The organism is Streptomyces sp. NPDC043952, assembly GCF_056435325.1.
Genome location: NZ_JBWKES010000029.1, coordinates 1 through 23631, shown reverse-complemented (window position 1 = coordinate 23631; position 23631 = coordinate 1). Strand labels below are relative to the sequence as shown.

Genomic DNA, 23631 nt, shown 5'->3' with positions numbered 1-23631 from the left:
CGCCCGCGCGCTTTCACGCCACCCGGCGCCGGGCGTACTCCGCGATCTGCGTCATCGGCGGCCGCTCCTCGGTGTCCACCGCGTACGTGCGCGGCTCGAAACCGGTCACGCCCCGCTCGAACTGGGTCAGCGCGGGGCGCACGAGATGGCCGCGGGCCAGCCGCAGCTGGGCCGTGCGGTAGATGGCCGCCGCCATCCGGCCGAGCGCCTGCCCGTCCTGGTGCCGGTGCTTGCGCACCCCGACGTCCACCTGGGCCAGCGCGTCGAGCCCCACCAGGTGCAGGGCGTCCACCAGCATGCCCAGCTCGACCCCGTACCCGACCGGGAACGGCAGCTGTTCCAGCAGCGAGCGCCGGGCCGCGTACTCCCCGCCCAGCGGCTGTACGAAGCCCGCGAGCTGCGGCCAGTGCATGTTCAGCAGCGGGCGCGCCATCAGCTCGGTGACCCGGCCGCCCTGCCCCGCCGCACCGGCGAGCGGACGGTCGTACATCGCCTTGACCAGCTGGACGTCCGGCTCGGTGAGCAGCGGGCCGACGATGCCGAGGACGAAGTCGGAGGAGAACTCCCGCAGGTCCGCGTCGACGAAGCAGATGATGTCCCCGGTGGCGACGAGCAGCGAGCGCCACAGCACCTCGCCCTTGCCCGGCACGGCCGGTATCCGGGGCAGGATCGCGTCCCGGTGCACCACCCGCGCGCCCGCCGCGGCGGCGACCTCGGAGGTGCGGTCGGCGGAGCCCGAGTCGATCACCAGGACCTCGTCGACGAGCGGCACCCGCTCCATCAGATCGCGCCGGATCACCGCGACGATCTCGCCGACCGTCTCCTCCTCGTCGAGGGCGGGCAGCACCACGCTGATGGTCTGGCCGGTGCGCTGCTTCGCGGCGAGGACCTGGTGCGAGGGACGGTCGCGCACGGACCAGGAGCGGTTGCCCATCCAGCGCTCGACTTCTTCCAGCACGGTCCCCGGCTCCTCACGCTCGCCTCGCGGTCTCGTCTCGCGGTACGGACGACTATCTCAACTCTCCAGGCCTTCGGTTACAGTCTTGAGCAACGCCGATGACCATCGCATGTCGGGGTCGCGCGCGGACCTGCCGCAGCAGTGCGGACACAATCGAATACCGCTCATCCAGAGGGGCAGAGGGACACGGCCCGATGAAGCCCCGGCAACCCTCCAGCCGGTTCTCGTTCTCATAGCAGCGAGGCTCCCGGCTAGGGAAGGTGCCAAATCCGTCTCACGGCGAAGTGCGTCGTGAGGAAGATGAGGAGAAAGGGCCTCGCCTCTCATGGCTGTGCAGACAGTTGCCACCTCCGGTACCTCCACCGTCGACCTCGGCCCCGCCGCCGCCCTCAGCTGTCGCGAATGCGGCCACCGCGTGCCGCTCGGCCCGGTCTTCGCCTGCGAGGAGTGCTTCGGCCCGCTGGAGATCGCCTACGACTTCTCCGGCTACGACACCGGGGAACTCCGCAAGCGGATCGAGGACGGCCCCGCCAGCATCTGGCGCTACGCCCCGCTGCTGCCGGTCCCGGCCGACGTGGCCGGCAAGCCGAACCTCCACCCCGGCTGGACCAAGCTGGTCAAAGCCGACAACCTGGCCCGCGAACTCGGCGTCACCGGCGGTCTGTACGTCAAGGACGACTCCGGCAACCCGACCCACTCCTTCAAGGACCGGGTGGTCGCCCAGGCCCTGGAGGCGGCCCGCGCCTTCGGCTTCACCACCCTGTCCTGCTCCTCCACCGGCAACCTCGCGGGTGCCGTCGGCGCCGCCGCCGCCCGCGCGGGCCTGCGCTCCTGCGTGTTCATCCCGCACGACCTGGAGCAGGGCAAGGTCGTCATGGCCGCGGTCTACGGCGGTGAACTCGTCGGCATCGAGGGCAACTACGACGACGTGAACCGTTTCTGCTCCGAGCTGATCGGCGACCCGGCCGGCGAGGGCTGGGGCTTCGTCAACGTGAACCTGCGGCCGTACTACGCCGAGGGCTCCAAGACCCTGGCGTACGAGATCTGCGAGCAGCTCGGCTGGCGGCTGCCCGACCAGATCGTGGTCCCGATCGCCTCCGGCTCCCAGCTCACCAAGATCGACAAGGGGCTGCGGGAGCTGATCGAACTCGGGCTGGTCGAGGACAGGCCGTACAAGATCTTCGGCGCCCAGGCGGCGGGGTGCTCCCCGGTGTCCACGGCCTTCAAGGCGGGCCACGACGTGGTCCGGCCCCAGAAGCCGGACACCATCGCCAAGTCCCTCGCGATCGGCAACCCGGCCGACGGCCCCTACGTCCTGGACATCGCCCGGCGCACCGGCGGCGCGGTGGAGGACGTGACGGACGAGCAGATCGTGGCCGCGATCAAGCTGCTGGCCCGCACCGAGGGCATCTTCGCCGAGACGGCGGGCGGCGTGACCGTCGGCGTCACGAAGAAGCTGATCGAGAGCGGAGTGCTCGACCCGGCGAAGACCACCGTCGTCCTGAACACCGGCGACGGCCTCAAGACCCTCGACGCGGTGGCCGGCACCGGCCTGACCGCCACCATCCGCCCGACCCTGGACTCCTTCCGAGAGGCTGGCCTCGCATGAGCGTGACCGTTCGCATCCCCACCATCCTGCGTACCTACACCGGCGGGCGGTCCGAGGTGGCCGCCGAGGGCGCGACCCTCGCCGAGGTCATCGAGGACCTGGAGAAGAACCACACCGGCATCGCCGCCCGCGTCCTGGACGACCAGGGCCGGCTGCGCCGGTTCGTGAACGTGTACGTCAACGACGACGACGTGCGTTTCGAGCAGGGCCTGCAGACCTCCACCCCGGACGGCGCGGGCGTCTCCATCATCCCGGCGGTGGCCGGCGGCTGCTGACCGGACGACCGGACGTTACCTTCGGTAATGACGGTCACCGAAGGTGTATCGGATTGCCCTCTCCGTGAGAGAAGCGGAGGGGGCAATTCTGCGTGATTGAGCGCGGTACAGTTGGGGAAGGCGCCCTGAGTCGATCGAGGGTTAGCCCTCGATTCTCTTCCGCGGGCCCGATAAGAAGTAGCCAAAATGCACGGGCATTCCGCGGCTTTTGTGTCTTTTACGGGGCCCGACTTGCCCTGAATTCGGGTGAATTCTCCCTACATTCCGGATCGTTCTCGTCCAGAATTCTCGTCCAATTGACCTGTTGCAGAGGGCAGTTGGACAGATACATTCAGCCGCGGTCGACGCGTTCCGGCGCACGCCCCCGGTGCATCGGGGGCGAGGTCTGACCCGGGTCCGCGAAGTGCGGATCTGTGCAAGGGCCAGTAATAGGGGAGTTAGGCATGGCTCAGGGCACCGTCAAGTGGTTCAACGCGGAGAAGGGGTACGGCTTCATCGCGGTCGACGGTGGTGCGGACGTCTTCGTCCATTACAGCGCCATTCAGATGGACGGCTACCGCACCCTGGAGGAGGGCCAGCGAGTCGAGTTCGAGATCTCGCAGGGCCAGAAGGGTCCGCAGGCCGACATGGTTCGCGTCGCCGTCTGAACGTTTCTCCACCGAAGGGCCCGCACCTCGCACAGGGTGCGGGCCCTTCGGCGTGCCCGGCCCCGGACGGTGTTCGCCCCCGGCTGACCCGCCCGCCGTGGCACCCGAGGCGCTTGCACTCGGGCATGCCGAGTGCTAATCATTGGCGTTAGCACTCTGAAGGTGAGAGTGACAACGAAGGACCGGGTCGGTGAGGTCCGCGGGCCACGTGGGGCAAGGAACCACAGGCCGGCGAGCCGTCCGTCGCGGGCGCGGGCGCGGTCCGAAGGAATCACCCCCAGTCCTGGAGGGACCACTTCACATGGCCAAGATCATCGCGTTCGACGAGGAGGCGCGGCGCGGCCTCGAGCGCGGCATGAACCAGCTCGCGGACGCCGTCAAGGTGACGCTCGGCCCCAAGGGTCGCAACGTCGTCCTCGAGAAGAAGTGGGGCGCCCCCACGATCACCAACGATGGTGTCTCCATCGCCAAGGAGATCGAGCTCGAGGACCCGTACGAGAAGATCGGCGCCGAGCTGGTCAAGGAAGTCGCCAAGAAGACGGACGACGTCGCCGGTGACGGTACGACCACCGCGACCGTGCTCGCCCAGGCCCTGGTCAAGGAGGGCCTGCGCAACGTCGCCGCCGGTGCCAACCCGATGGCTCTGAAGCGCGGTATCGAGAAGGCCGTCGAGGCCGTCTCCGCCGCCCTCCTCGAGCAGGCGAAGGACGTCGAGACCAAGGAGCAGATCGCCTCCACCGCGTCCATCTCCGCCGCCGACACCCAGATCGGCGAGCTCATCGCCGAGGCGATGGACAAGGTCGGCAAGGAAGGCGTCATCACCGTCGAGGAGAGCAACACCTTCGGTCTGGAGCTTGAGCTCACCGAGGGCATGCGCTTCGACAAGGGCTACATCTCCGCCTACTTCGCCACCGACATGGAGCGCATGGAGGCGTCGCTCGAGGACCCGTACATCCTCATCGCGAACTCCAAGATCAGCTCCGTCAAGGACCTGCTCCCGCTCCTGGAGAAGGTCATGCAGTCGGGCAAGCCGCTGCTGATCATCGCCGAGGACGTCGAGGGCGAGGCCCTGTCGACCCTGGTCGTCAACAAGATCCGCGGCACCTTCAAGTCCGTCGCCGTCAAGGCTCCGGGCTTCGGCGACCGCCGCAAGGCCATGCTCGGCGACATCGCCATCCTCACGGGCGGCGAGGTCATCTCCGAGGAGGTCGGCCTCAAGCTGGAGAACGCGACCCTGGACCTCCTGGGCCGCGCCCGCAAGGTCGTCATCACCAAGGACGAGACCACCATCGTCGACGGTGCCGGCTCCTCCGAGCAGGTCAACGGCCGGGTGAACCAGATCCGCGCCGAGATCGAGAACAGCGACTCGGACTACGACCGCGAGAAGCTCCAGGAGCGCCTGGCCAAGCTCGCGGGCGGCGTCGCGGTCATCAAGGCCGGTGCCGCCACCGAGGTGGAGCTCAAGGAGCGCAAGCACCGCATCGAGGACGCCGTGCGCAACGCCAAGGCGGCCGTCGAGGAGGGCATCGTCGCCGGTGGTGGCGTGGCCCTGCTCCAGGCCTCCCAGGTCTTCGAGAAGCTGGAGCTGGAGGGTGACGAGGCGACCGGTGCCAACGCCGTGCGCATCGCCCTGGAGGCCCCGCTGAAGCAGATCGCCGTCAACGCCGGCCTTGAGGGCGGTGTCGTGGTGGAGAAGGTGCGCAACCTGACTCCGGGCCACGGCCTGAACGCCGCGACCGGCGAGTACGTCGACCTGGTCGCCGAGGGCATCATCGACCCGGCGAAGGTGACCCGTTCCGCGCTGCAGAACGCCGCCTCCATCGCCGCGCTGTTCCTCACCACCGAGGCCGTCATCGCCGACAAGCCGGAGAAGGCCGCCGCGGCCGCTCCGGGCGGCATGCCGGGCGGTGACATGGACTTCTGATCGACCTCCGGTTGATCAACGTCCTTGCCGAGGGCGGCACTTCCTGTCAGGGACAGGGGGTGCCGCCCTCGGGCGTGTCCGGGGTCACAGACGACGGCTGCCGGGGGCGGGAATGCCGGCCCGCGCCGAGCGAGTTACTTAAGCGTCTGCAACAATGCGCATTCACATACCGCCCGGTCAGCAGCTTTCCGAGGAGCCCTCACGTGACCGTCGACACGCAGCCCGCCTCCCGCGCGGCCCAGGTACTCTCCCGCCCCATCACCCTGGGCGGCCTCACCGTCCCCAACCGGATCGTGATGGCCCCGATGACCCGGATGTTCTCGCCCGGCGGCATCCCCGGTGAGGACGTGCGCTCGTACTACTCCCGGCGCGCCGCCGCAGGCGTCGGCCTGATCGTCACCGAGGGCACCTACGTCGGCCACGAGTCGGCCGGCCAGAGCGACCGGGTGCCGCGGTTCCACGGCGAGGAGCAGCTGGCGGGCTGGGCGAAGGTCGCCGAGGACGTGCACGCGGCGGGCGGCACCATCGTCCCGCAGCTGTGGCACATCGGCATGGTCCGCAAGGACGGCGACGCCCCCTTCCCGGCCGCCCCCGCGATGGGCCCCTCCGGTCTGGTCACCGCGGGCGCCGAGCCCACCGGCAAGGCCATGACCCAGCAGGACCTGGACGACGTCATCGCCGCGTTCGCCCAGGCCGCCGCGGACGCCGAGCGCATCGGCTTCGACGGCGTGGAACTGCACGGCGCCCACGGCTACCTCCTCGACCAGTTCCTGTGGGAGGGCACCAACCGTCGCACCGACGCGTACGGCGGCGACCCGGTGGCCCGCACCAAGTTCGCCGCGGAGATCGTCGCCGCGGTCCGCGAGCGGGTCTCGGCCGGCTTCCCGATCCTCTTCCGCTACTCGCAGTGGAAGCAGCAGGACTACACCGCCCGGCTCGCCGAGACCCCGCAGGAGCTGGAGGCGATCCTGACCCCGCTCGCCGCGGCCGGCGTCGACGTCTTCCACGCCTCCACCCGCCGCTACTGGCTCCCCGAGTTCGAGGGCTCCGACCTCAACCTCGCGGGCTGGACGAAGAAGCTCACCGGCAAGCAGACCATCAGCGTCGGCTCGGTCGGCCTCGACGGCGACTTCACCGGCGCGTTCGCCGGCCAGGGCTCCCCGGTGCAGGGCATCGACGACCTGCTCGACCGGCTGGAGGCCGAGGAGTTCGACATGGTCGCGGTCGGGCGGGCGCTGCTCCAGGACCCCGAGTGGGCGGCGAAGGTGCTCGCGGGCCGGGTGTCGGAGCTGGCGCCGTACGACGCGGCGTCGCTGAAGACCCTCAGCTGAGGGCCCGGATCGCGCGGCCGAAGGGCTCAGATCCCGCCGATGTTGCCGTTCAGCGGCTCGATGTCGACGCGTACCGGGGTGCCCCACACGCGGAGCACCTCGTAGTCGGTGAACTCGTGCACCAGCCGGTACGCCATCGCGGGCCGCGCCCCGCGCCGCTGGGCGGCGAGGTACGCCTCGGCCTCCCGGCGGTCCCGGCGGGGGGTCCCGCACAGCTGCCACTCCTGGCCGTTCCACAGCTCCGGCAGCCAGCGCTGCTGGGGCTGCGGGCGGTCGCCCCGGACGCCGTAGCGCGAGGGTGCGGTGGCCGCCGGCCCGGCCGGGCTCGGCCGGCCCCCGTACTCGGAGCGGCGGGCGGCCCGGCGCCGCGTCTCGCACAGCAGGCACAGATCGGGGGCGCTCTCGTCCACCGGGCCGTGCGGGTGCTCGGCGCACCGGGTGGCGGGCGCGTTCGCCCCGACGCTCTCCTCCAGCAGGTCCAGCGCCCTGCGCAGATCCGTCCTGATCTCCTGGAGCCGCCCGTCCGGAGTGTCGGCGGTCAACGCCTCCCCGTGCTCCCCGAGCAGCCGGAGCGCTCGGCCTAGGGCGGTCAGCTGGGCGTGATTCATGGTGGTGGATTCCGGTCCGTAGACGAGTTCCTGGCGCGTTCTCGCTCCCCAGTGTCCAGGATGCCGCCGGGCGGCCGGGCAGGCTGTGGTGGGGTGGGGCCATGGCGACCTCACCGGGGCGGCTGACCGAAAGGCTCCGCCGGTTCAACGACGCCCACCCCTGGGATCACAACGCCCACTATCACCCGTGGCTGCTACGGCAGTTGCCCCCGCGGTTCGGCCGGGCGCTGGACGTGGGGTGCGGCGCCGGGGAACTCGCGCGGCTGCTGGCCGGGCGGGCGGACCGGGTGGAGGCGGTCGACTCCGACCCGGCGATCCTGGAGCGGGCGCGGGCGCGGGAGCTGGGCGGGCCCGGCACGCGCGTCCGGTACACCCTCGCCACCGCCCCCGACGGGCTGCCGCCCGGCCCCTACGACGTCATCACCTGTGTCGCCGTACTGCACCACCTCCCCCTCGCCGAAGCCCTCACCCGGTTCCGCGCGGAGCTGGCACCCGGCGGGACGCTGGTCGTCGTGGGGTGCGCACGGGACGAGGATGTGCGCGGGGTGCTCTCCGTGCCGCTCAACGCGCTGATCGGCTGGGTGAAGAACCGGGGGCGGCCCGCGGCGGAGCGGCCCGCCGGAATGACCGCGCCGGTGCGGCCGCCGGAGACGGACTTCTCAGAGATCGCCGGGCAGGCCCGTCGGCTGCTGCCCGGTGCCCGGCTGCGCCGGGGCTTCTTCTGGCGGTACACCCTGGTGTGGCGCGCGCCGTGACAGGCCGAGCCAGGTGGCCAGGAAGCCGACGGTGTAGCCGGTGAGGAGGCCGCCCGCGTAGACCGCCGCGGTGGCCGCGAGGCCCCGGTTGCCGGACAGCAGCGGGAACAGGGCCCAGCCCGAGGGGCCGATCGCCGTCGCGCCGACCTTCGTGCCGAGCATCGCGAAGGCACCGATGAAGGCGCCGCCCGCCGCGCCGCCCGCGCAGGCGGTCAGGAAGGGGCGGCCGAGGGGGAGGGAGACGCCGTAGATCAGCGGCTCGCCGACGCCGAGCAGCCCGGCGGGCAGGGCCGAGCGGATCGTCGTACGCAGGCCGGCGTCGTGGCGCAGCCGGACGTACACCGCGAGGGCCGCGCCCACCTGGCCCGCGCCCGCCATGGACAGCAGCGGGAGCAGCACGGTGTAGCCCTGCTGCTGGATCAGCGTGGCGTGGATGGGGATCAGGGCCTGGTGCAGGCCCAGCATGACCAGCGGGAGGAAGAGGCCGCCCAGCAGGAGGCCGGCCAGCGCGCCCGTCGTGGTCAGCAGCCAGTTCGCCGCCGCGCCGATCGTGGTGGTGACCGTACCGGCCGCGTACATCAGGCCGTACAGCGTGATCAGGCCGGGGACGAGGACCGTCACCGCCGGGGTGAGCAGGACGTCCAGGGTCTCGGGGACGCGGCCCCGGCAGAACCGTTCCACCCGTGTGGCCAGGAAGGCCGCAGCCAGCGCACCGAGGACGCCGCCCTGGCCGGGGGCGAGCTGTGTGCCGAACGCGGTCACCTTCGCCACGCCCGGATACACGACCACCGCCGCCACGGCCGCCCCCAGTACCGGGGTGCCGCCGAACTCCTGGGCCGTGTAATAGCCGACGAACACCGCGAGCAGCGCCATGAACGCGGAGGCCACCGTGGTGAGCGCGGGGGTGAGGCCGGGCAGCCAGCCGGCGTTCTGGAGCAACCCGTTGACGCCGGCGAGGATGCCGCAGCCGATCAGGGCGGGGATGAGCGGCACGAAGACGGCCGCGACGCGGCGCAGGGCGGTCTTGACGGGGGTGGGGGCGTGGCGGCGCGGGCCCTGCTTAAGGACGGTCACGAAGGGGGCCGGGGCCGCTCCGCTGGGGGCGGGGCTGGATGGAGCCGCTTGGCTGGGGCCCGGACCGGAGGGAGCAGTGCCGGGGGAGGCCGGGTCGGGGCGTCGTCCGGGAGAGGCCGGGTCGGGTGGAGCGGTTCCGGCGGAGGCGGCGTCGGGGTGGCGTCCAGGAGCGGCCGTGTCGCGGTGTCGTCCGGGGGCGGCTGCCTCGGGGTGGCGTCCGGGGGCGGCCGGACCGGGGCGCAGGGGCTCCTCACCGCGTCGGCGCTCCTCACCGTCTCGGCGTTCGTCACCGTCTCGGCGTTCGTCGCCGTGTCTGCGCTCCTCACCGCGTCTGCGCTCGTCACCGCGTCGGCGCTCCTCACCGTGTCCGCGTTCGTCACGGTGTCGTGGCTCGGGCCCGAGTGGCACCCGCGCCCGTACTTGGTCCGTCACCGCCTCCACCACCCCCGGCCCCAGCACGATCTGCCACGCGGTCCCGTCCTCCACCACCCCCAGCACGCCGGGCACCGCCCGCAGCCCCGGCCCGTCCGCCGCGTCCGCGTCCGCGAGGGTGAGCCGCAGCCGGGTCATGCAGTGGGTCACGGCGGTGACGTTGGCGGGGCCGCCGACGTGGGTCAGGACGGCGGTCGCGGTGGAGGCGGGGTCCGTGTGCACCCCCTGAGCGTGCGGGTCAGCCGCTCGCTCGGGCCAGCGCGGCGCGCAGATGGCCGCCGGAGTCCTCCAGAAGGCGGTCGGCCGCCGGGCCGTCGACCCCGGCGAGCAGGACGAGGATCGCGGTCTTCACCTCGCCGCCGGACTCGGTCAGCGCCCGCTCGATCTCCGCGTCCTGCGCGCCCGTGGCCAGCGCGACGATCCGGCGCGAGCGCGCCCGCAGCTTGGCGTTGGAGGCGCGCACGTCGACCATCAGGTTCCCGTACGTCTTGCCGAGCCGGATCATCGTGATGGTCGACAGCATGTTGAGGACGAGCTTCTGCGCGGTGCCCGCCTTGAGCCGGGTCGAGCCGGTGATCAGCTCGGGCCCGACGACGATCTCGATGCCGTGCTCGGCGGCGGCCGCGAGCGCGCTGTGCTCGTTGCAGGCGAGCCCGATGGTCAGGGCGCCCTGGGCGCGGGCGTGCTCGACCGCGCCGACGGCGTACGGGGTGCGGCCCGAAGCGGAGACGCCGACCACGCTGTCCTCGGGGGTGAGCTTGAGCGCGTCGAGGTCGGCGCGGGCCAGTTCGTCCGAGTCCTCCGCGCCCTCCACCGAGGAGACCATCGCCGCCGGGCCGCCCGCGATCAGGCCGACGACCTGCGCGGGATCGGTGTTGAAGGTGGGCGGGCACTCGGAGGCGTCCAGGACGCCGAGGCGCCCCGCGGTCCCGGCGCCGGCGTAGATCAGACGCCCGCCCCGGCTCATCCGCGCGGCCACCGCGTCGATGGCGGCGGAGATACGGGGGAGCTGGCCGGCGACGGCGGCGGGCACGCCCGCGTCCTCGCCGTTCATCAGCCGGGCGATGTCGAGGGTGGGCAGGCGGTCGATGTCGGCGAGTTCGGGTCGGAAGGCCTCGGTGGTCAGCGAGGCAAGCTGGCTGCGCAGGTCATGGGCGGTCATGCAAGCGGCTCTCTCGGTCTCGGATGCCGGTCGGTGTTCCCCCGGTGCCGGTGCTCACCCGCGGTCGGCGCGGGCGCTCACCGGGTGCTGCTGCGGTGCCGGTGCGCCAGCGCCTCGTACGACGCGGCGAGCGAGGGCGCCGCCGTCTCGTACGTGCGCTGGGCCACTCCCACGAACAGGCAGTCCACCACGAGCAGTTGGCTCGTCCGCGAGGACATCGCGGCCGGGCGCAGCTCGCTCTCCCGTGAGGTGGACGTGGTCAGTACGTGGTCGGCGTACTGGGTGACCGGTGAGTCGGGGCGGCCGGTGATGGCCACGGTGGTCGCCCCGCGCTCGAAGGCGGCCCGCAGCGGCTCGATGACGTCCCCCGTCGAGCCGGAGTGGGTGATCGCGATCGCCACGTCGCCCGAACGGAGCTGGACGGCGTTGGTCACGGCGAGATGCGGATCGCTGTGCGCGTGCGCTATGAGCCCTATGCGCAGCAGCTTCTGGGTGAGGTCCTGGGCCACCAGCCCGGACGCCCCGATGCCGTACACATCGGTGCGGCGGGCGCCGGCGAGCGCGGTGACGGCCGCGCCGAGCTGGCCGGTGTCGAGTCCGGCGGCGGTGTCGGCGAGGGTCTGCTGCTCCTCGTAGGCCAGTTTGGCGACGACGTCGGCGATCGGGTCGTCCACGGCGATGTCGGTGGTGATGGCGGGCGCCCGCCCGGACTGCTGCTGGGCGGCCAGCCCCGCGAGGGCGAGCCGCAGGTCACGGTAGCCGGGGTAGCCGAGCAGCCGCGCGGTGCGCACGACGGTGGCCTCGCTGGTGCCGGTCAGTTCGGCGAGGCCGGTGACCGTGAGGGCGGCGCAGCCGGCCGGGTCGCCGGCGACGGCCTCGGCGACGCGCTGCATGGACCGGGTCATCGACGGCGCGAGGGTGCGCACCTTGGCGGCGAGCGAGCCCACCGGACTGCCGAAACTTTCCTTCACGTCCTGGGTCACCTCTGAAAGATATTTTCGGTTCGGTGTCCGGGTCAAGAGTGCGCACAATGGCTTGTATGGAGCCCATCAGTCCCCTTGAACAGGCCCTGCACGCGGCCCGTGCCCTGGTCCTCGCCGATCTCGTGGCGGGCCGGGTCGCGGAGGCGGACGTGGTCTCGCTGGTCGAGGACTCCGTGGCGCAGCGGCGCTGGTGGGTCGAGCAGTGGCCGGACGGCGTGCACTACGTGGCCGGTCTGGTGGCCCAGGACGTGCAGGACGCGCTGCTGGAGCGGTACGGCCGCTGGCCGCTGTGCCCGGTCTGCGGCACGGGTGACCCGCACGCGCTGGAGGTGGAGCCGGAGCTGGGCCCCGACCCGCACTGGGTGTGCCACCAGGCGGGCGTGAAGGTCGCGGCGGTCGGTCTGCTGGGCTCGGCCCTCGGCGGGACGCCGTCCTCGTGAGGCGCCCGTGACGGTCTACATCGACCCGCCGACCTGGCCGGGCCACGGGCGCCTGTGGTCGCATCTGGTGAGCGATGTGTCGTACGACGAACTCCGGCTGTTCGCCGACGGGTTGGGGGTGCCCCGGCGGGCCTTCGACCGCGATCACTACGACCTTCCGGCGCGCCGGTACGCCGACGCGGTGGCGGCCGGCGCGGTGGAGGTCGGCAGCCGTGAACTGGTGCGGCTGCTGCGGGAGTCGGGGCTGCGGCGGCCCAAGGGGCTGGTGCGGCGGGGGCTTTCGTAGCCGCCCCGCGCGACTGCCGGCCCGCGCTCACGCGACTGTCGGCCCGCGCTCACGCGACTGTCGGCCCGCGCTCACGCGACTGCCGGCCCGCGCTCACGCGCGCAGCTCGTAGGCCAGGAGCCGGTCGTCGAGCGCGCCGGCCGGCCGGAAACCGGCGCGGGTGAGGACCGCCTGGGAGGCGGTGTTGGTCTGCTGCGCCCTCGCGTACAGCGTCCGTACGTCGTCGCGGGCCAGCGCCCACCGGGACAGCGCGCGCAGCGCCTCCGTGGCGTACCCCTGGCCGCGGGCGCCCTCGACCAGGTTGTAACCGATCTCCGCCCGCCCCTCCTCGTCCGGGGCGCCGTGGAAGCCCAGGGCGCCGACCGCGCGGCCGTCCTCGGCGCGGACGAGGGCGAAGACGGTGAACTCGGGCCGGCGGACGCCCGCTTCGTACGCCTTGACCAGCATCCGGGCGGCTTCCCGCGTGCCCTCCTCCGGTTCGCCTCCGGCCCACTCGAAGCCGCCGTCGCCGCCGAGGGCGAGATCGCGGGCGGCGGCCGGGCGGACGCCGGTGAGGGTCAGGCGCTCGGTGGTCAGGACGAGGTTGTTGTGCCAGCGCCACCCGGTGACCGGGGCGCGGCCGGGCAGCTCGCCGCGGCCGGTCGCCCACAGCAGGGTCGGCCAGGGCTCCGGGCCGGGCTGGACGTGCGGGAAGATCGTGGCCAGGACGGACTCGGCGAGCTGCGCGGACGGCTCGTAGGGCAGGCCGAGGCCCTCGGCCATGTCATGGGTGTGCAGCAGGACTTCGGCGACGCCCATCGCGGCGAAGCCCACGCGGTCGGCGCTGCGGAACGGGTAGGGGTGGAAGGCGCGGACGTCCGGCGGCGCGGTGGCCACGGCAGCGGCGAGCAGCGCGCCGGTGGTCTCCACGACCTGGAGCAGCCCCGCGTTGCCGGTGCCCTCGTCCAGCCTCAGTTCGAAGGGTACGTAGGCGTCCCGCGCGCGCCCGGCCAGATTGCCGGCGTACGCCACCAGGTCGTCCGCCACGTGCACGGCCGTGGTGTGGCAGTCCCACTCGACCCGCCCGGCGCGCACGCCCCGCCAGTCCCGGTCCACCGCCCCGCGCAGCACGGCCAGACAGCCGGCCACGGCCTCGGTCACATGCTCCCCGCTCATCGCTCGCATGGGCGCACCCTAGGCGGGGGCCGCCGTCACGGCGACAGCATTTCCAGCTCGGCGGCGAGGTTGTAGCGAGCGGTGGCCTCCCAGTGCTCCTGCCCGTAGGGGGTGCGGAACAGCCGTGGCAGCGCGAGGAGTTGGCGCAATACCGTGGAACGCCCCTGCCGGAAGGCGTCGTTCGGGACGAAGTGGTACTCCTCGCGGACCTCGGCGGTGTAGGCGGCGTACGCCGACGGGGGCGCGGCCAGGATCGCCAGGTCGGCGTCGCACAGCACCTGGCCGTCCCGGTCGTCCGCGGCCGGGTCGTGGCTGACGGTCAGCCGGACCAGCCGGGCCACCTCCGCGGCCTTCGCCCCCGGCACCCCGGCCTCGGGCAGCGCGCGCTCCGCCAGCCGCGCCGAACGCTCCTCGTTCTCGGACCGCTCCGGCAGGTACACGGCGTCGTGGAACCAGGCGGCCAGCCGTACGACGTCGGGGTCGGCCGCGTGCGGCTCCAGGACGTCGATGTGATCGAGGACGGCGGTGAGGTGGGCCGGCGTGTGGTAGCGGCGCTGGGGCTCCTGCCAGCGGGCGAGCAGGTCGTCCGCGTAGGGGCCGGGATCGGGACCGCCTCCGGGAGCGCGGACGGCGTCCAGGGCACGGGCGAAACGGAGGCGGAGGGCGTCGAGGTCGGCCATGGGCTCATTCTCGCGTGCCGCCGGGTGGAGGGAAGGGTGGAGCGGGGGAGCGGGGGAGCGGGGCGGGGTGGAGCGGCGGGCGGGCGGAACGGCGGGCGGGGGCGGGGTGGCGTACTGGCGCGCGTCCGGCCGCGTACCCTTAAATTGGACTAGACCTCTACTGGATCTTTGGCCGCGACGAATGGGGTGCCATGAGCAAGCGTGCAGTCCTGGAGGTGATCGCCCTCGACATCGAGGACGCGGTCGCCGCCCAGGCCGGAGGCGCGGATCGGCTGGAGCTGGTCACCGAGATGGCCGCCGACGGGCTCACCCCGTCCGCCGCCACCGTCGCCGGCATCCGTGCCGCCGTCGACATCGACCTGCGCGTGATGCTCCGCCTGGCGGACGGGTTCGCGGCCGGTGACGTGGCGCGGCTGCTGGCGGTGGTGGAGGAGATGCGGGCGGCCGGCGCCGACCAGTTCGTGCTGGGGTTCCTCGACGCGGACGGGGCGGTGGACCTGGCCGCCGTGGAGCGGGTGGCCGGGGCGCTGGAGGGCTGCCGGTGGACCTTCCACCGGGCGATCGACCGCGCCGCCGACCGCGACGCCCTGCGCAAGCAGCTTGCCGACCTGCCCGGCCTCGACACCTACCTCACCGCGGGCGCCGCCACCGGCGTGGACGAGGGCCTGCCGACCCTGCTGGCCGAGTACGGCCGCCGCGGCGAGCCGGGCTACGGCCAGACCCTCCTCGTCGGCGGGGGCCTGCGCCTGGACCACGTCCCGCCGCTGCTCGCCGCGGGCCTCGACGCCTTCCACATCGGCGGCGCAGCCCGCCCCCAGGGCTGGCACGGCCCGGTCTCGGAAGGCGCGGTCAAGGAGTGGCGCCGGGTACTGGACGGCGCGGCGGACCGGGACTGAGGCGGCGCGGCCGGTCGGGGGCGGGGCCGCGTGGCCGGCCGGGGACGGGGGCGGCGTGCTCGGTCGGGGCCGGGGTGGCGCGGTTGGGTGGGGGCGGGGCCGCGTGGCCGGCCGGGACCGGGACGGCGTGCCCGGTCGGGGTTGGGGTGGCCTGGCCGGCCGGGGCCGGGAGGGCGTGCCCCGGTCTGGGCCGGCCGGGGCCCTTTCTCCGGTTTCCGGGCGGTGCCGTCGCGGTTCGTCGTCAGGCCGGCTGCTCGTGGCCGCGTTCGGAGGCCAGCCGGGTGAAGGTCTTCGCCAGCGGGGGCTTCTGGATCTGGCGGATCAGCCACGCGACGGTACGGATGCCGAACTCGGTGCGGGGCGCCGCCTGCCGCACCCGCCCCGGAAACAGCCGCTGCGCGTCCTGGACGCGCGGACGCATCGCGGTCTCGTACGCGGTGAGCGCGTCCGCGAGGCGGTGCGGCAGCCGCAGGGCGCCGGCCGCCTCGACGGCGTCGGCCAGCGCCGCCGCGCCGCGCAGCGCCAGCGCGGTGCCGAGACCGCTGAGGGGGCTCGCGCACCAGGCGCTGTCCCCGAGCAGGACCACCCGGCCGTCGGACCACTTCGGCAGATGGATCTGGTCGAACGTGTCGAGGGCGAAGTCGGGCGCGAGCCGCGCGGCGGCGAGCAGTTCCCGCGTGCGCCAGCCCACGTCCGCGAACACCCGGTCCAGCAGGGCGAACTGGGCCTCCCGGTCGTGCCGCGGCGGCAGCGCCGACGCGGCGAAGGTGAACCCGATCTCCTGCTGGCCCGGATGCCCCGGCCGTGCCTCGACCGAGCGGCTGCCCGGCGCGTTGTGGGTGAGGAACCAGCCGTCGACCGAGGGGGTTTGAGGCGTCTCGTCCATGGTGAACCAGGCGTGCGCGAGGCCCAGCGGGCGGCGGAAGACCTCCTCGGGCCCGAAGCGCAGCCGCCGTACCCGCGAGTGCGCCCCGTCCGCGCCGATCACCAGGTCGAACTCGGCCGGCGGCGCGTTGCGGAACCGTACAAACACCCCGTTCGGGGCGTCCTCCAGCGCCTCCACGGTCTCCTCGAAGAGATGCGTGACCTGCGCGCCGGCCGCGTCGTGCAGGACGCGGGCGAGGTCCGAGCGGAGCAGTTCCTCCTTGGAGACGTAGCCGTTGCCGCCGAACGCCTCGACGGGCATCGCGGCCAGCCGGCGCCCCTCGCCGTCCACCCAGGCCGCGCCGCGCTGGTCCACCAGCCGGGCGAGGACATCGTCGAGCAGACCGAGGCGGGCGAGCACCTCACGGCAGTCGCCGCGCAGATCGACGGACTGGCCGCCGCCGCGCAGCGCCGGGGCGATCTCCGCGACGGTGACCTCCCAGCCGGCCCGTCCCAGCATGAGCGCGACGGTGTCCCCCGCGATCCCCGCACCCACCACAAGTACCCGAGGCATGAGCCCCACCTTCCTGACGCGAATTCCTAACGCGAATCTGTTGCGTTTGAGGGTACGCCGAAGAAACCCCCTAATGCGAATGGATCGCGTTAGGGGGGTCGGATCCGGCCACTAACGCGAGTGTGTCGCGGTAGCATGGACGCATGACGCAGGCAGCAGGGACGATCCGTCCGGGAGGCAGATCCGCCAAGACGCGGGACGCGGTGCACGCGGCGGTCCGGGAACTGCTCGACGCCTCCCCGGACGGCACGGTCACGGTCGCCGGGGTGGCCGAGCGCTCCGGGGTGCACCCCGCGACCATCTACCGGCGCTGGCGCACCCCCGAAGGGCTCGTCCTCGACACCCTCTTCGAGGAGCTGAGCCGGCGCTCGCCGCTCCCCGTCACCGGGGACCTGCGCGCCGACGCGCTGGTCTACACCCGCCACCTGCTGGCGGACCTGCGCGCGGACCGGAACCTGATGCTGGCCAGAGCCGTCGCCGCGGCCACCCGCTCGGGGGTGCTCGGGGCCGACGCGCTGAACCGGTTCGTCGAACCCCGCACCCGGCAGATCGAGGCGATGCTCACCGCCGCCGGCACCGGCGAGCTGGACGTCCAGGACGTGCTGGAGCTGATCCTCGCCCCCGCCTACACCCACGCCCTGCTGGGCGCCCCGCTGGACGCCGACGCCGACGCCGAACGGCTGGTCGACAACCTCCTCGCCGTCCTCGCCCGGCGCAGGGCACGCGCGGCGGCGTCCTCGGGGGACGACACCTGAGCCGGTCGTACGCGTGGGCGTGCGAGTCGCCGTACAAGCTCGTCCTGCGAGCCGCCGTAGACGCGCACCGCCCCGCCCCCGGCCGATCTCTCGGCGACGGGGACGGGGCGGTCGTGGACGATGGGCCGGGTGGCCGCTAGTCGACGTCCACCGGGCCGTCGTCCGACTTCTTCTCGCGGCGGGCGCTGAGCTGGAGCAGGCCGTTGTCCCGCGGCTGCTCGGAGTGGTTGCCGTCGGACTCCTGGCCGCTGAGGTTCTGGCGGACCGAGTCCAGGATGGTCAGGCCCTGGGAGACCAGGCCGGCCGCGATCTCGCCGAGGCCGTCCGCGCCGTTCAGCACGTTGACGTTGGCGCCCGCCAGACCGCCGGCCGCCTCCTTCACGATCTGCGGCAGCTGGTCGATCAGCATCCGGTCCAGCGCGACCCGGTCGTACGACGCCGCCGCCTCGGCCTGGATCTTCATCCGCTGTGCCTCGGCCGCCGCGAGGATCCTGACCCGCTCGGCCTCCGCCTCCGCGGGCTTGACGACCTCGGACACCAGCTGCTTCTGCCGCAGCAGGGCCTGGCGCTCGGCCAACTCCGTCTGCGCGTCCAGCACTTCCTGCTGCGCGTGAGCCTGCGCCAGCGGACCGGCCTGCGCCGCCTGGGCCTGCGCCCGGTCCACCTCGGCCGAGTACTCGGCCTTGACGACGGCGGTCTGCCGGGCGTACTCCGCCTGCCGGCGCGCCGCCTCCTGCTCCGCCTCCACCGCGGCCTGCGTGGCCTGCGCCTGGGCGATCTGCGCCTGGCGCTGGATGGCCGCCTTGTGCGGGGCGGACATCGCGTCGATGTAACCGGTGTCGCCGTCGTCGATCGACTGGATCTGGAGCGAGTCCACGATCAGACCGATCTTGGCCATCTCCGTCTTGGAGGTGTCCAGCACCTCGGCGGCCAGCTTCTGCCGCTCGGTGACGATCTCCTCGACGGTCATCGAGCCGATGATGGCGCGCAGATGGCCGGCGAAGATCCGGCCGGTGAGCACCGACATCTGGTCCTGGTCGGAGAGGAAGCGCTGACCGGCGTTGATGATGCTTTCGTGGTCATTGCCGACCTTGAAGGCGATGACGGCACGCACGTGCAGCGCGATGCCCTGCTTGGTCACACAGGTCTCGGTGACCTCCGACTCGCACATCGCCAGCGAGAGGAAGCGGGTCTTGCGGAAGAACGGAACCACGAACTTTCCGTGGCCCGTCACCACTCGGAACGGCGCGCCCCCCAGTCCCCGTCGTCCGCCCGAGATCAACATCGCCTCGTCCGGCGCGGGTACGCGGTATCCGAACATCTTCTCGTACTCCTCAGCTGGCGCCGACGGCGTCGCCGCCGAGCGCGTCCAATGGGTCGGCCCATTCGATGACGCCGACCTCGCGGCATCCCCGTGATTCGATCACGAGGACCGTCGCTCCCGGCGGCAGGGGATCCTCCGACCAGGCGAGAAACGTCTCGGAGCCGCCCCGGACCCGGACCAGCACCTCGCCGGGTCCCGCGGATCCGCGCGTTCCGATGAGGACTTTCCCCGTGCGGCCGATCACGGCCTCGTCCTGCGTCATCACCGGCCGTCCTCCTCGCGCTGGCCTCGGTATTCCGACGATAGTCCCCCTCGGCCCGTGCACCAACGGGCAGGAGGTCACAGCACGTGCACGGGCTCCGTCAGCTGCTGCGGCAGGGGCGCCGTGTGGGTCACCACGAGGCCGGAGACCGCTCGGGTGAGGGCCACGTACAGCCGCCGCAGGCCGGTGCGCTCGTCCGGTTCGCCGTCGACCACCGCCCGCGGCTCGTCCAGCACCACGTAGTCGTACTCCAGGCCCTTGGCGAGCGAGGCCGGCACCAGGGTCAGCCGCTTCTCGCGGGTCGTCTCCTCGCCCGGCGCGAGGTATCCGATCCCGGCCGCCGTCAGCGCCCCGGCCAGCGCGGGGATCCGGGCGTCGGCGGCGATCAGACCGGTCGAGCCCTCGTTGCCGAGCAACTCCGCGCAGGCGGCGACGACTTCGGCCGTGCCCTCGATCGCGCGGACCTCGAAGAAGCCCGGATTCTCCCGGACGGAGGCGACCGGGGTCAGACCCGGCGCGATGTGCGGGAGCAGCCGGGAGGCGTACGTGATGACGTCGGTCGGCACCCGGAAGCCCGCCGTCAACTCCTCGATCACACCGTCCTGTTTGCCGAGGTGGGCCAGCGCCTCCTGCCAACTCCGGGTCGCCCAGGGCGTCGTACCCTGCGCCAGGTCGCCGAGGACGGTCGCGCTGCCCGTGGTGCAGCGGCGGCCCACCGCCCGGTACTGCATGGGGGAGAGGTCCTGCGCCTCGTCCAGGACCACATGGCCGAGCGAATGGGTGCGCTCGATCAGGTCGGCCGCCTCGTCGATCAACACCGCGTCCGCGGCGGACCACTTGGCCGACTTCACGCTGCGGGCCGGCTTGGCCCACAGGATCGTCTTCCGCTCGTCCTCGTCCAGCAGCCCGGCCGCGTGCTCGGCGAGGAACTCCGGCTCGGTGAGCAGCCGCAGCACCAGCTTCGCCGGATCGACCGCGGGCCAGATCGCCTTGACGGCCGCCTTCACCGCGCTGTTGCGCGCGACCGCGTCCTGCACCCGGTCGTCCGGCGCCTCCCCGGCCCGCTCCATCTGCACCAGCACCGCGTGCGCGATCCGCTGCGGCAGGGCCTCGCGGGCGGCGCCGTACCGGATCTCCCGGTCCAGCAACTGCCGTACCAGCTCCTCCAGTTCGTACGCCGGCACCCGCCAGCGCCGGGAGCCGCGCACGACCACCACGGCTTCCGTCGGCAGGGTCACATGGGAGTACAGGGCCCGGCGCAGCACCTCGGCCATCCGGGCGTCGCCCTTGATCACCGCGGCGGCCGCGTCGTCCGTGCCGCGCACCTCCACCCGCGCCACCAGGTCGTCCACGGTGGCCTGCTGCACGGACAGCTCGCCCAGCGCGGGCAGCACCTGCTCGATGTAGTGCAGGAAGGACTTGTTCGGGCCGATGACCAGGGTGCCGGTGCGGGCCAGGCGCTCGCGGTGCGCGTACAGCAGATACGCCACCCGGTGCAGGCCGACGGCGGTCTTCCCGGTGCCGGGGCCGCCCTGGACGCAGACGGTGCCGCCGAGCCCGCTGCGGACGATCTCGTCCTGCTCCGGCTGGATGGTGGCGACGATGTCCCGCATCGGACCGACGCGCGGCCGCTCGATCTCCTGCTGGAGCAGCTTGCTGGTGGTGGCCGCCTCCGCCGGGTCGGACAGCCGCTCGTCCTCGTACGCCGTCAGCTCGCCGCCGGTGTAGCCGAAGCGGCGGCGCAGCCCGATGTCCATCGGGTCCTTCTTGGACGCCCGGTAGAACGGCTGGGAGACCGGCGCGCGCCAGTCGATGACCATGGGATCGCCGTCGGCGTCGTGCACATGCCGGCGCCCGATGTAGAACTGCTCGCCCGACGCGCCCTCCGCCTGGTCCACGCCCGGAGCGTGCAGGTAGTCGAGGCGGCCGAAGAACAGCGGGGTGTCGCTGAGGTCGGCCAGCGCCTTGATGCGGTCGTCGATCTGGCGGCCGAGCACCGCGGCGTTGACCCAGTTCGCGGTGACGTCGCGGATGTCCAGCGCCTCCACGTCCTCGCGCATGGCACGCAGCGCGGCACGCGAGTCGGCGAGGTGCGCGCGCTCGCGGGAGAGCGGGTCCCCGGCGGGGTCGATGGCCTGTTCGTGAGCGGACGTGGACAAGGGGGTGCCTCCGGTGGGCCTGCTGCGGGCGGTACGACGGTGACGGTGCCGTGCGGGACGGCGTGGCCGTCCGGTTTCCGTCCGGGCGGCGGCACTCCCGGAGGGGAGGCGGGCAAGGGAGAGGATTTTAGTGAGGGGGCACGGTGAGCGCCAATGGATATTCACCGAGGGGACCGCGAAGACCGAGGGGACCGAGGGGTGTGTCCGGGGGGCGGGGCCCTTGACCGGCGCCCACCGGGGCCGGGGCCGGGGTGCCTCGCGGTCCTGAGACGGCAAACCGGCCCGGCTGCCCACGGCGGGCTGCCGGACCGGTGGTGGTGGAGCCGTCACGGCCTCAGTGCTTGGCCTTCTTGTCGTCCGTGCCGTAGCCGTAGCCGTACTCGCCGCCCTCTTCGCGGCGCTCGTTGGTGACGGAGACGGCCACCGGGGCGGTGCCGCTCGCCTCGGTCACGGTGAACGGGCCGAAGACCTGGTTGGCGGGCAGGACGTAGCCCTCCGGTACGGCCGTCTCGCGCAGGTAGTACAGGCCGAGGGGCAGCTCGCCGAAGGCGCAGTGGCCGGCGGTGTCGGTGGTGCAGGCGGCGCTGGTGCGGGTGTCCGGGTTGGGGCCGGTGGTCTGGAGGCCGTCGACGCCGTTGGTCTCCCGCCACGCCTCGAAGACGGCACCGGCGAGCGGGGCGCCGCTCCGGGCGTCCGTCTTGGTCAGCTCGATCGCTCCGTTCACCGGCGGCACCGGCGTCAGCGTGTCGCGGACGGTGGCCTCCACGCCCGCCGACGCGTTCTCGGCGCTCAGCGTGAGCGGGCCGAAGACGTCCGGGTCGGGCAGCTCGTAGCCGGCGGGCGCCATGGTCTCGCGCCAGTAATAGGTGCCCGCATCGGCCGTGACGGCGCACCGGCCGCCGGCGCCGGTGGTGCAGTCGGTGACGTGGGTGTCCGGGTCGGCGCCGCCGGTCTGGAGTCCGGGCTCGCCGTTGGTCTCCCGCCACAGCTGGAACCCGGCGCCCGCCAGGGCCGCGCCGCTCTCCTCGTCGACCTTGTGGACGCGGACCTCACCGGTCACCTGCGGGGTCGGCGCGCAGTCGGGCAGGTCGCCGTTGAACGGGTAGGCGTGGATCTCCTGGCCGCCGCCCCCGGTCGCGGCACTGGTGTGGGTGAGCGAACCGGTCGTGAAGAAGCGGCCGTTGATGCCGGGCAGGGTGACCGTGGTCATGGACGCCTGGTCGCCCATCAGGAAGCTGCCCTGCATCTGCCCGGTGCCGGCGAGGTCGATGGTCGTGGCGTCGGGGAAGTTCCACAGCAGGCGCTCGCGGTAGGCGTTGAGCGGGTCGGTGCTGTCGTCGATGCCGCCGCTGTACGTGCGGATGGTGCGGTCGGCGCCGTAGACGTTGACCAGCACGGTGGCCCCGGCCGGGATGCCGCGGAAGACGATGCCCTGCTGGGCGCCGTTCGGGCCGGTCAGGTCGAAGTCCACGTCGAAGACCTGGAGCGCGGAGGTGCCGTCGCCGGTGAACACGGTCTGCGATCCCTCGTTGACCGCAGTGCCGGTGGGCTGCCGGTGGGCGCCGCCGACGCGGGCGTAGCACTGGCTGGCCGCGGTCAGCTCGTCGCGCAGCGCGGTGTACGGCCGCGCCGCCGCCGGGTCGTGCACCAGCCGCCCGGTGACCTGGCCGCTCTCGGTGCCGGCGTAGCGCACGGTGCCCTGTTCGCCGATGAGCCCGCCGGTGGTGTCCAGGCGCTGGCCGCTCGCGATGGTCACGTCGCCGCCGGTGGTCAGGAAGTCCGCGTCACCGGGCGGGGGGACGCGCGAGCCGACGCCGACGATGCCGAGGTTGTACAGGGCGCTGCCGCCGGCTTCCTTGCGCTGGTCGAAGTCGTTCAGGACGACCACCCGGCCCTCGGCCTCGGCGGCCCGGCCGCGCACCAGGAAGTCGTGGCCGACGAAGATGTTGATCGCGGCGTCGCGGCCGGCGAGCGGGCCGTTGCCGACGCCCGGAAACGGGTCGGGGCAGCTGCCGGGGACACACGGGCCGAGCCCGCCGGGCAGGGTGGCCGCGGCGGCGGGGACGGCACCGAGGCCGAGGGCGAGCGCGGGCACGGCCGTCGCCACGACCGCCCAGGAGGCACCGGTGGTGCCCACACGTGAACGCAGCGCCCGCAGGCGCTGGGTGAGGATGCTCATGCCCGGCATGATCGCCGGGCCGGACCGTCCGCGGCGGCGATGACACATGGCCGGGGCGATCACCGCGGCAAGGTCATGCGAACGGAGCCGCCCGCTACTCCGCACGGCCCTCACCTCTTACGGCGCACGGCCCTCACCTCTTACGGCGCGCGGCCCCGAGTCTCCTGCGCAGCGCGGCCCCGAGTCTCCTGCGCCGCGCGGCCCCTAAGAACTCCTAACGCAATGACTTCAGGCGTCGCCAGCAGATGAGTGCGCATCCCAGGGTGAGGAAGGCTTCGTGGATGTCGTCGCGTACCTCC

At 72.9% G+C, this 23631-nt stretch carries 22 protein-coding genes and 1 riboswitch; of the genes, 10 read left to right on the top strand and 12 right to left on the bottom strand.

Going from position 1 to position 23631, the window contains the following annotated elements; translation table 11 throughout:
• Nucleotides 1-13: 13 nt before the first annotated feature.
• Nucleotides 14-958 carry a glucosyl-3-phosphoglycerate synthase gene (locus tag AC069R_RS26265; RefSeq protein ID WP_397985333.1) on the bottom strand — a complete coding sequence of 315 codons (945 nt, stop codon included), beginning with the start codon at nucleotides 956-958 and terminating at the stop codon, nucleotides 14-16.
• Nucleotides 959-1119: 161 nt separating this feature from the next.
• Nucleotides 1120-1265, top strand: a riboswitch (SAM riboswitch).
• Nucleotides 1266-1283: 18 nt separating this feature from the next.
• Between AC069R_RS26265 and thrC the strand changes: the two genes are divergently transcribed.
• From thrC to AC069R_RS26240, 5 genes are all read left to right on the top strand, one after another.
• Nucleotides 1284-2567, top strand: a complete 1284-nt coding sequence (gene thrC, locus AC069R_RS26260; RefSeq protein WP_478769273.1) for a threonine synthase — start codon at nucleotides 1284-1286, stop codon at nucleotides 2565-2567.
• Entirely contained in the window at nucleotides 2564-2842 is a 279-nt protein-coding gene (locus AC069R_RS26255) for a MoaD/ThiS family protein (RefSeq protein ID WP_397985335.1), read from the top strand. The genes thrC and AC069R_RS26255 overlap by 4 nt, the downstream gene beginning before the upstream one ends.
• Before the next feature lie 443 nt (nucleotides 2843-3285).
• Nucleotides 3286-3489 carry a cold-shock protein gene (locus tag AC069R_RS26250; protein WP_037653356.1) on the top strand — a complete coding sequence of 68 codons (204 nt, stop codon included), beginning with the start codon at nucleotides 3286-3288 and terminating at the stop codon, nucleotides 3487-3489.
• Between the two features lie 301 nt (nucleotides 3490-3790).
• On the top strand, nucleotides 3791-5413 hold the full coding sequence (gene groL, locus AC069R_RS26245) for a chaperonin GroEL (RefSeq protein ID WP_397985336.1): 1623 nt from the start codon (nucleotides 3791-3793) through the stop codon (nucleotides 5411-5413).
• A gap of 203 nt (nucleotides 5414-5616) precedes the next feature.
• On the top strand, nucleotides 5617-6744 hold the full coding sequence (locus tag AC069R_RS26240) for an NADH:flavin oxidoreductase (RefSeq protein ID WP_478769272.1): 1128 nt from the start codon (nucleotides 5617-5619) through the stop codon (nucleotides 6742-6744).
• Between the two features lie 26 nt (nucleotides 6745-6770).
• Here the strand turns inward: AC069R_RS26240 and AC069R_RS26235 are convergent, their stop codons facing one another.
• Nucleotides 6771-7352, bottom strand: a complete 582-nt coding sequence (locus AC069R_RS26235; protein ID WP_478769271.1) for a hypothetical protein — start codon at nucleotides 7350-7352, stop codon at nucleotides 6771-6773.
• A gap of 101 nt (nucleotides 7353-7453) precedes the next feature.
• Between AC069R_RS26235 and AC069R_RS26230 the strand changes: the two genes are divergently transcribed.
• Nucleotides 7454-8107, top strand: coding sequence for a class I SAM-dependent methyltransferase (locus tag AC069R_RS26230; protein ID WP_478769270.1), 654 nt, complete (start codon nucleotides 7454-7456; stop codon nucleotides 8105-8107).
• On the opposite strand, the gene AC069R_RS26225 is transcribed toward AC069R_RS26230, so the two are convergent.
• The 3 genes from AC069R_RS26225 to AC069R_RS26215 form a co-directional block, all read right to left on the bottom strand.
• Nucleotides 8012-9835 (bottom strand): PTS transporter subunit EIIC, encoded by a 1824-nt coding sequence (locus AC069R_RS26225; protein ID WP_478769269.1) that lies wholly within the window; start codon nucleotides 9833-9835, stop codon nucleotides 8012-8014. The genes AC069R_RS26230 and AC069R_RS26225 overlap by 96 nt on opposite strands.
• A 16-nt stretch (nucleotides 9836-9851) precedes the next feature.
• A complete protein-coding gene (murQ, locus tag AC069R_RS26220; protein WP_397985341.1) occupies nucleotides 9852-10775 on the bottom strand; it encodes an N-acetylmuramic acid 6-phosphate etherase in 924 nt (307 codons plus the stop codon).
• A gap of 77 nt (nucleotides 10776-10852) precedes the next feature.
• Nucleotides 10853-11758 (bottom strand): MurR/RpiR family transcriptional regulator, encoded by a 906-nt coding sequence (locus tag AC069R_RS26215; protein ID WP_478769268.1) that lies wholly within the window; start codon nucleotides 11756-11758, stop codon nucleotides 10853-10855.
• A gap of 56 nt (nucleotides 11759-11814) precedes the next feature.
• Between AC069R_RS26215 and AC069R_RS26210 the strand changes: the two genes are divergently transcribed.
• Nucleotides 11815-12198: a hypothetical protein gene (locus AC069R_RS26210; RefSeq protein ID WP_478769267.1), complete on the top strand. Its 384-nt coding sequence runs from the start codon at nucleotides 11815-11817 to the stop codon at nucleotides 12196-12198.
• A gap of 7 nt (nucleotides 12199-12205) precedes the next feature.
• Nucleotides 12206-12484 carry a DUF4031 domain-containing protein gene (locus AC069R_RS26205; protein WP_397985344.1) on the top strand — a complete coding sequence of 93 codons (279 nt, stop codon included), beginning with the start codon at nucleotides 12206-12208 and terminating at the stop codon, nucleotides 12482-12484.
• 93 nt (nucleotides 12485-12577) lie between these two features.
• Here the strand turns inward: AC069R_RS26205 and AC069R_RS26200 are convergent, their stop codons facing one another.
• Nucleotides 12578-13648: a GNAT family N-acetyltransferase gene (locus tag AC069R_RS26200; protein WP_478769266.1), complete on the bottom strand. Its 1071-nt coding sequence runs from the start codon at nucleotides 13646-13648 to the stop codon at nucleotides 12578-12580.
• A 26-nt stretch (nucleotides 13649-13674) separates the two neighbouring features.
• The gene (locus AC069R_RS26195; RefSeq protein WP_478769265.1) at nucleotides 13675-14319 is read right to left on the bottom strand and encodes an HD domain-containing protein; all 645 of its coding nucleotides are present in this window, start codon (nucleotides 14317-14319) and stop codon (nucleotides 13675-13677) included.
• A 191-nt stretch (nucleotides 14320-14510) separates the two neighbouring features.
• Here AC069R_RS26195 and AC069R_RS26190 point away from each other — a divergent pair, with 191 nt between their 5' ends.
• A complete protein-coding gene (locus tag AC069R_RS26190; protein WP_478769264.1) occupies nucleotides 14511-15215 on the top strand; it encodes a copper homeostasis protein CutC in 705 nt (234 codons plus the stop codon).
• Between the two features lie 241 nt (nucleotides 15216-15456).
• Here AC069R_RS26190 and AC069R_RS26185 read toward each other — a convergent pair whose 3' ends face one another.
• Nucleotides 15457-16653, bottom strand: a complete 1197-nt coding sequence (locus tag AC069R_RS26185; RefSeq protein WP_478769263.1) for an FAD-dependent monooxygenase — start codon at nucleotides 16651-16653, stop codon at nucleotides 15457-15459.
• A 143-nt stretch (nucleotides 16654-16796) separates the two neighbouring features.
• On the opposite strand from AC069R_RS26185, the gene AC069R_RS26180 reads away from it, so the two are divergent.
• A complete protein-coding gene (locus tag AC069R_RS26180; protein WP_478769262.1) occupies nucleotides 16797-17408 on the top strand; it encodes a TetR/AcrR family transcriptional regulator in 612 nt (203 codons plus the stop codon).
• A 136-nt stretch (nucleotides 17409-17544) separates the two neighbouring features.
• Here AC069R_RS26180 and AC069R_RS26175 read toward each other — a convergent pair whose 3' ends face one another.
• The 4 genes from AC069R_RS26175 to AC069R_RS26160 all read right to left on the bottom strand — a co-directional run bounded on the left by AC069R_RS26175 (nucleotide 17545) and on the right by AC069R_RS26160 (nucleotide 23332).
• Nucleotides 17545-18729 (bottom strand): SPFH domain-containing protein, encoded by a 1185-nt coding sequence (locus AC069R_RS26175; protein WP_478769261.1) that lies wholly within the window; start codon nucleotides 18727-18729, stop codon nucleotides 17545-17547.
• Between the two features lie 13 nt (nucleotides 18730-18742).
• On the bottom strand, nucleotides 18743-18994 hold the full coding sequence (locus AC069R_RS26170; RefSeq protein ID WP_478769260.1) for a hypothetical protein: 252 nt from the start codon (nucleotides 18992-18994) through the stop codon (nucleotides 18743-18745).
• A gap of 77 nt (nucleotides 18995-19071) precedes the next feature.
• Entirely contained in the window at nucleotides 19072-21054 is a 1983-nt protein-coding gene (locus AC069R_RS26165) for a HelD family protein (RefSeq protein ID WP_478769322.1), read from the bottom strand.
• 433 nt (nucleotides 21055-21487) lie between these two features.
• The gene (locus AC069R_RS26160) at nucleotides 21488-23332 is read right to left on the bottom strand and encodes a choice-of-anchor A family protein (protein ID WP_478769259.1); all 1845 of its coding nucleotides are present in this window, start codon (nucleotides 23330-23332) and stop codon (nucleotides 21488-21490) included.
• Between the last annotated feature and the right edge of the window lie 299 nt (nucleotides 23333-23631).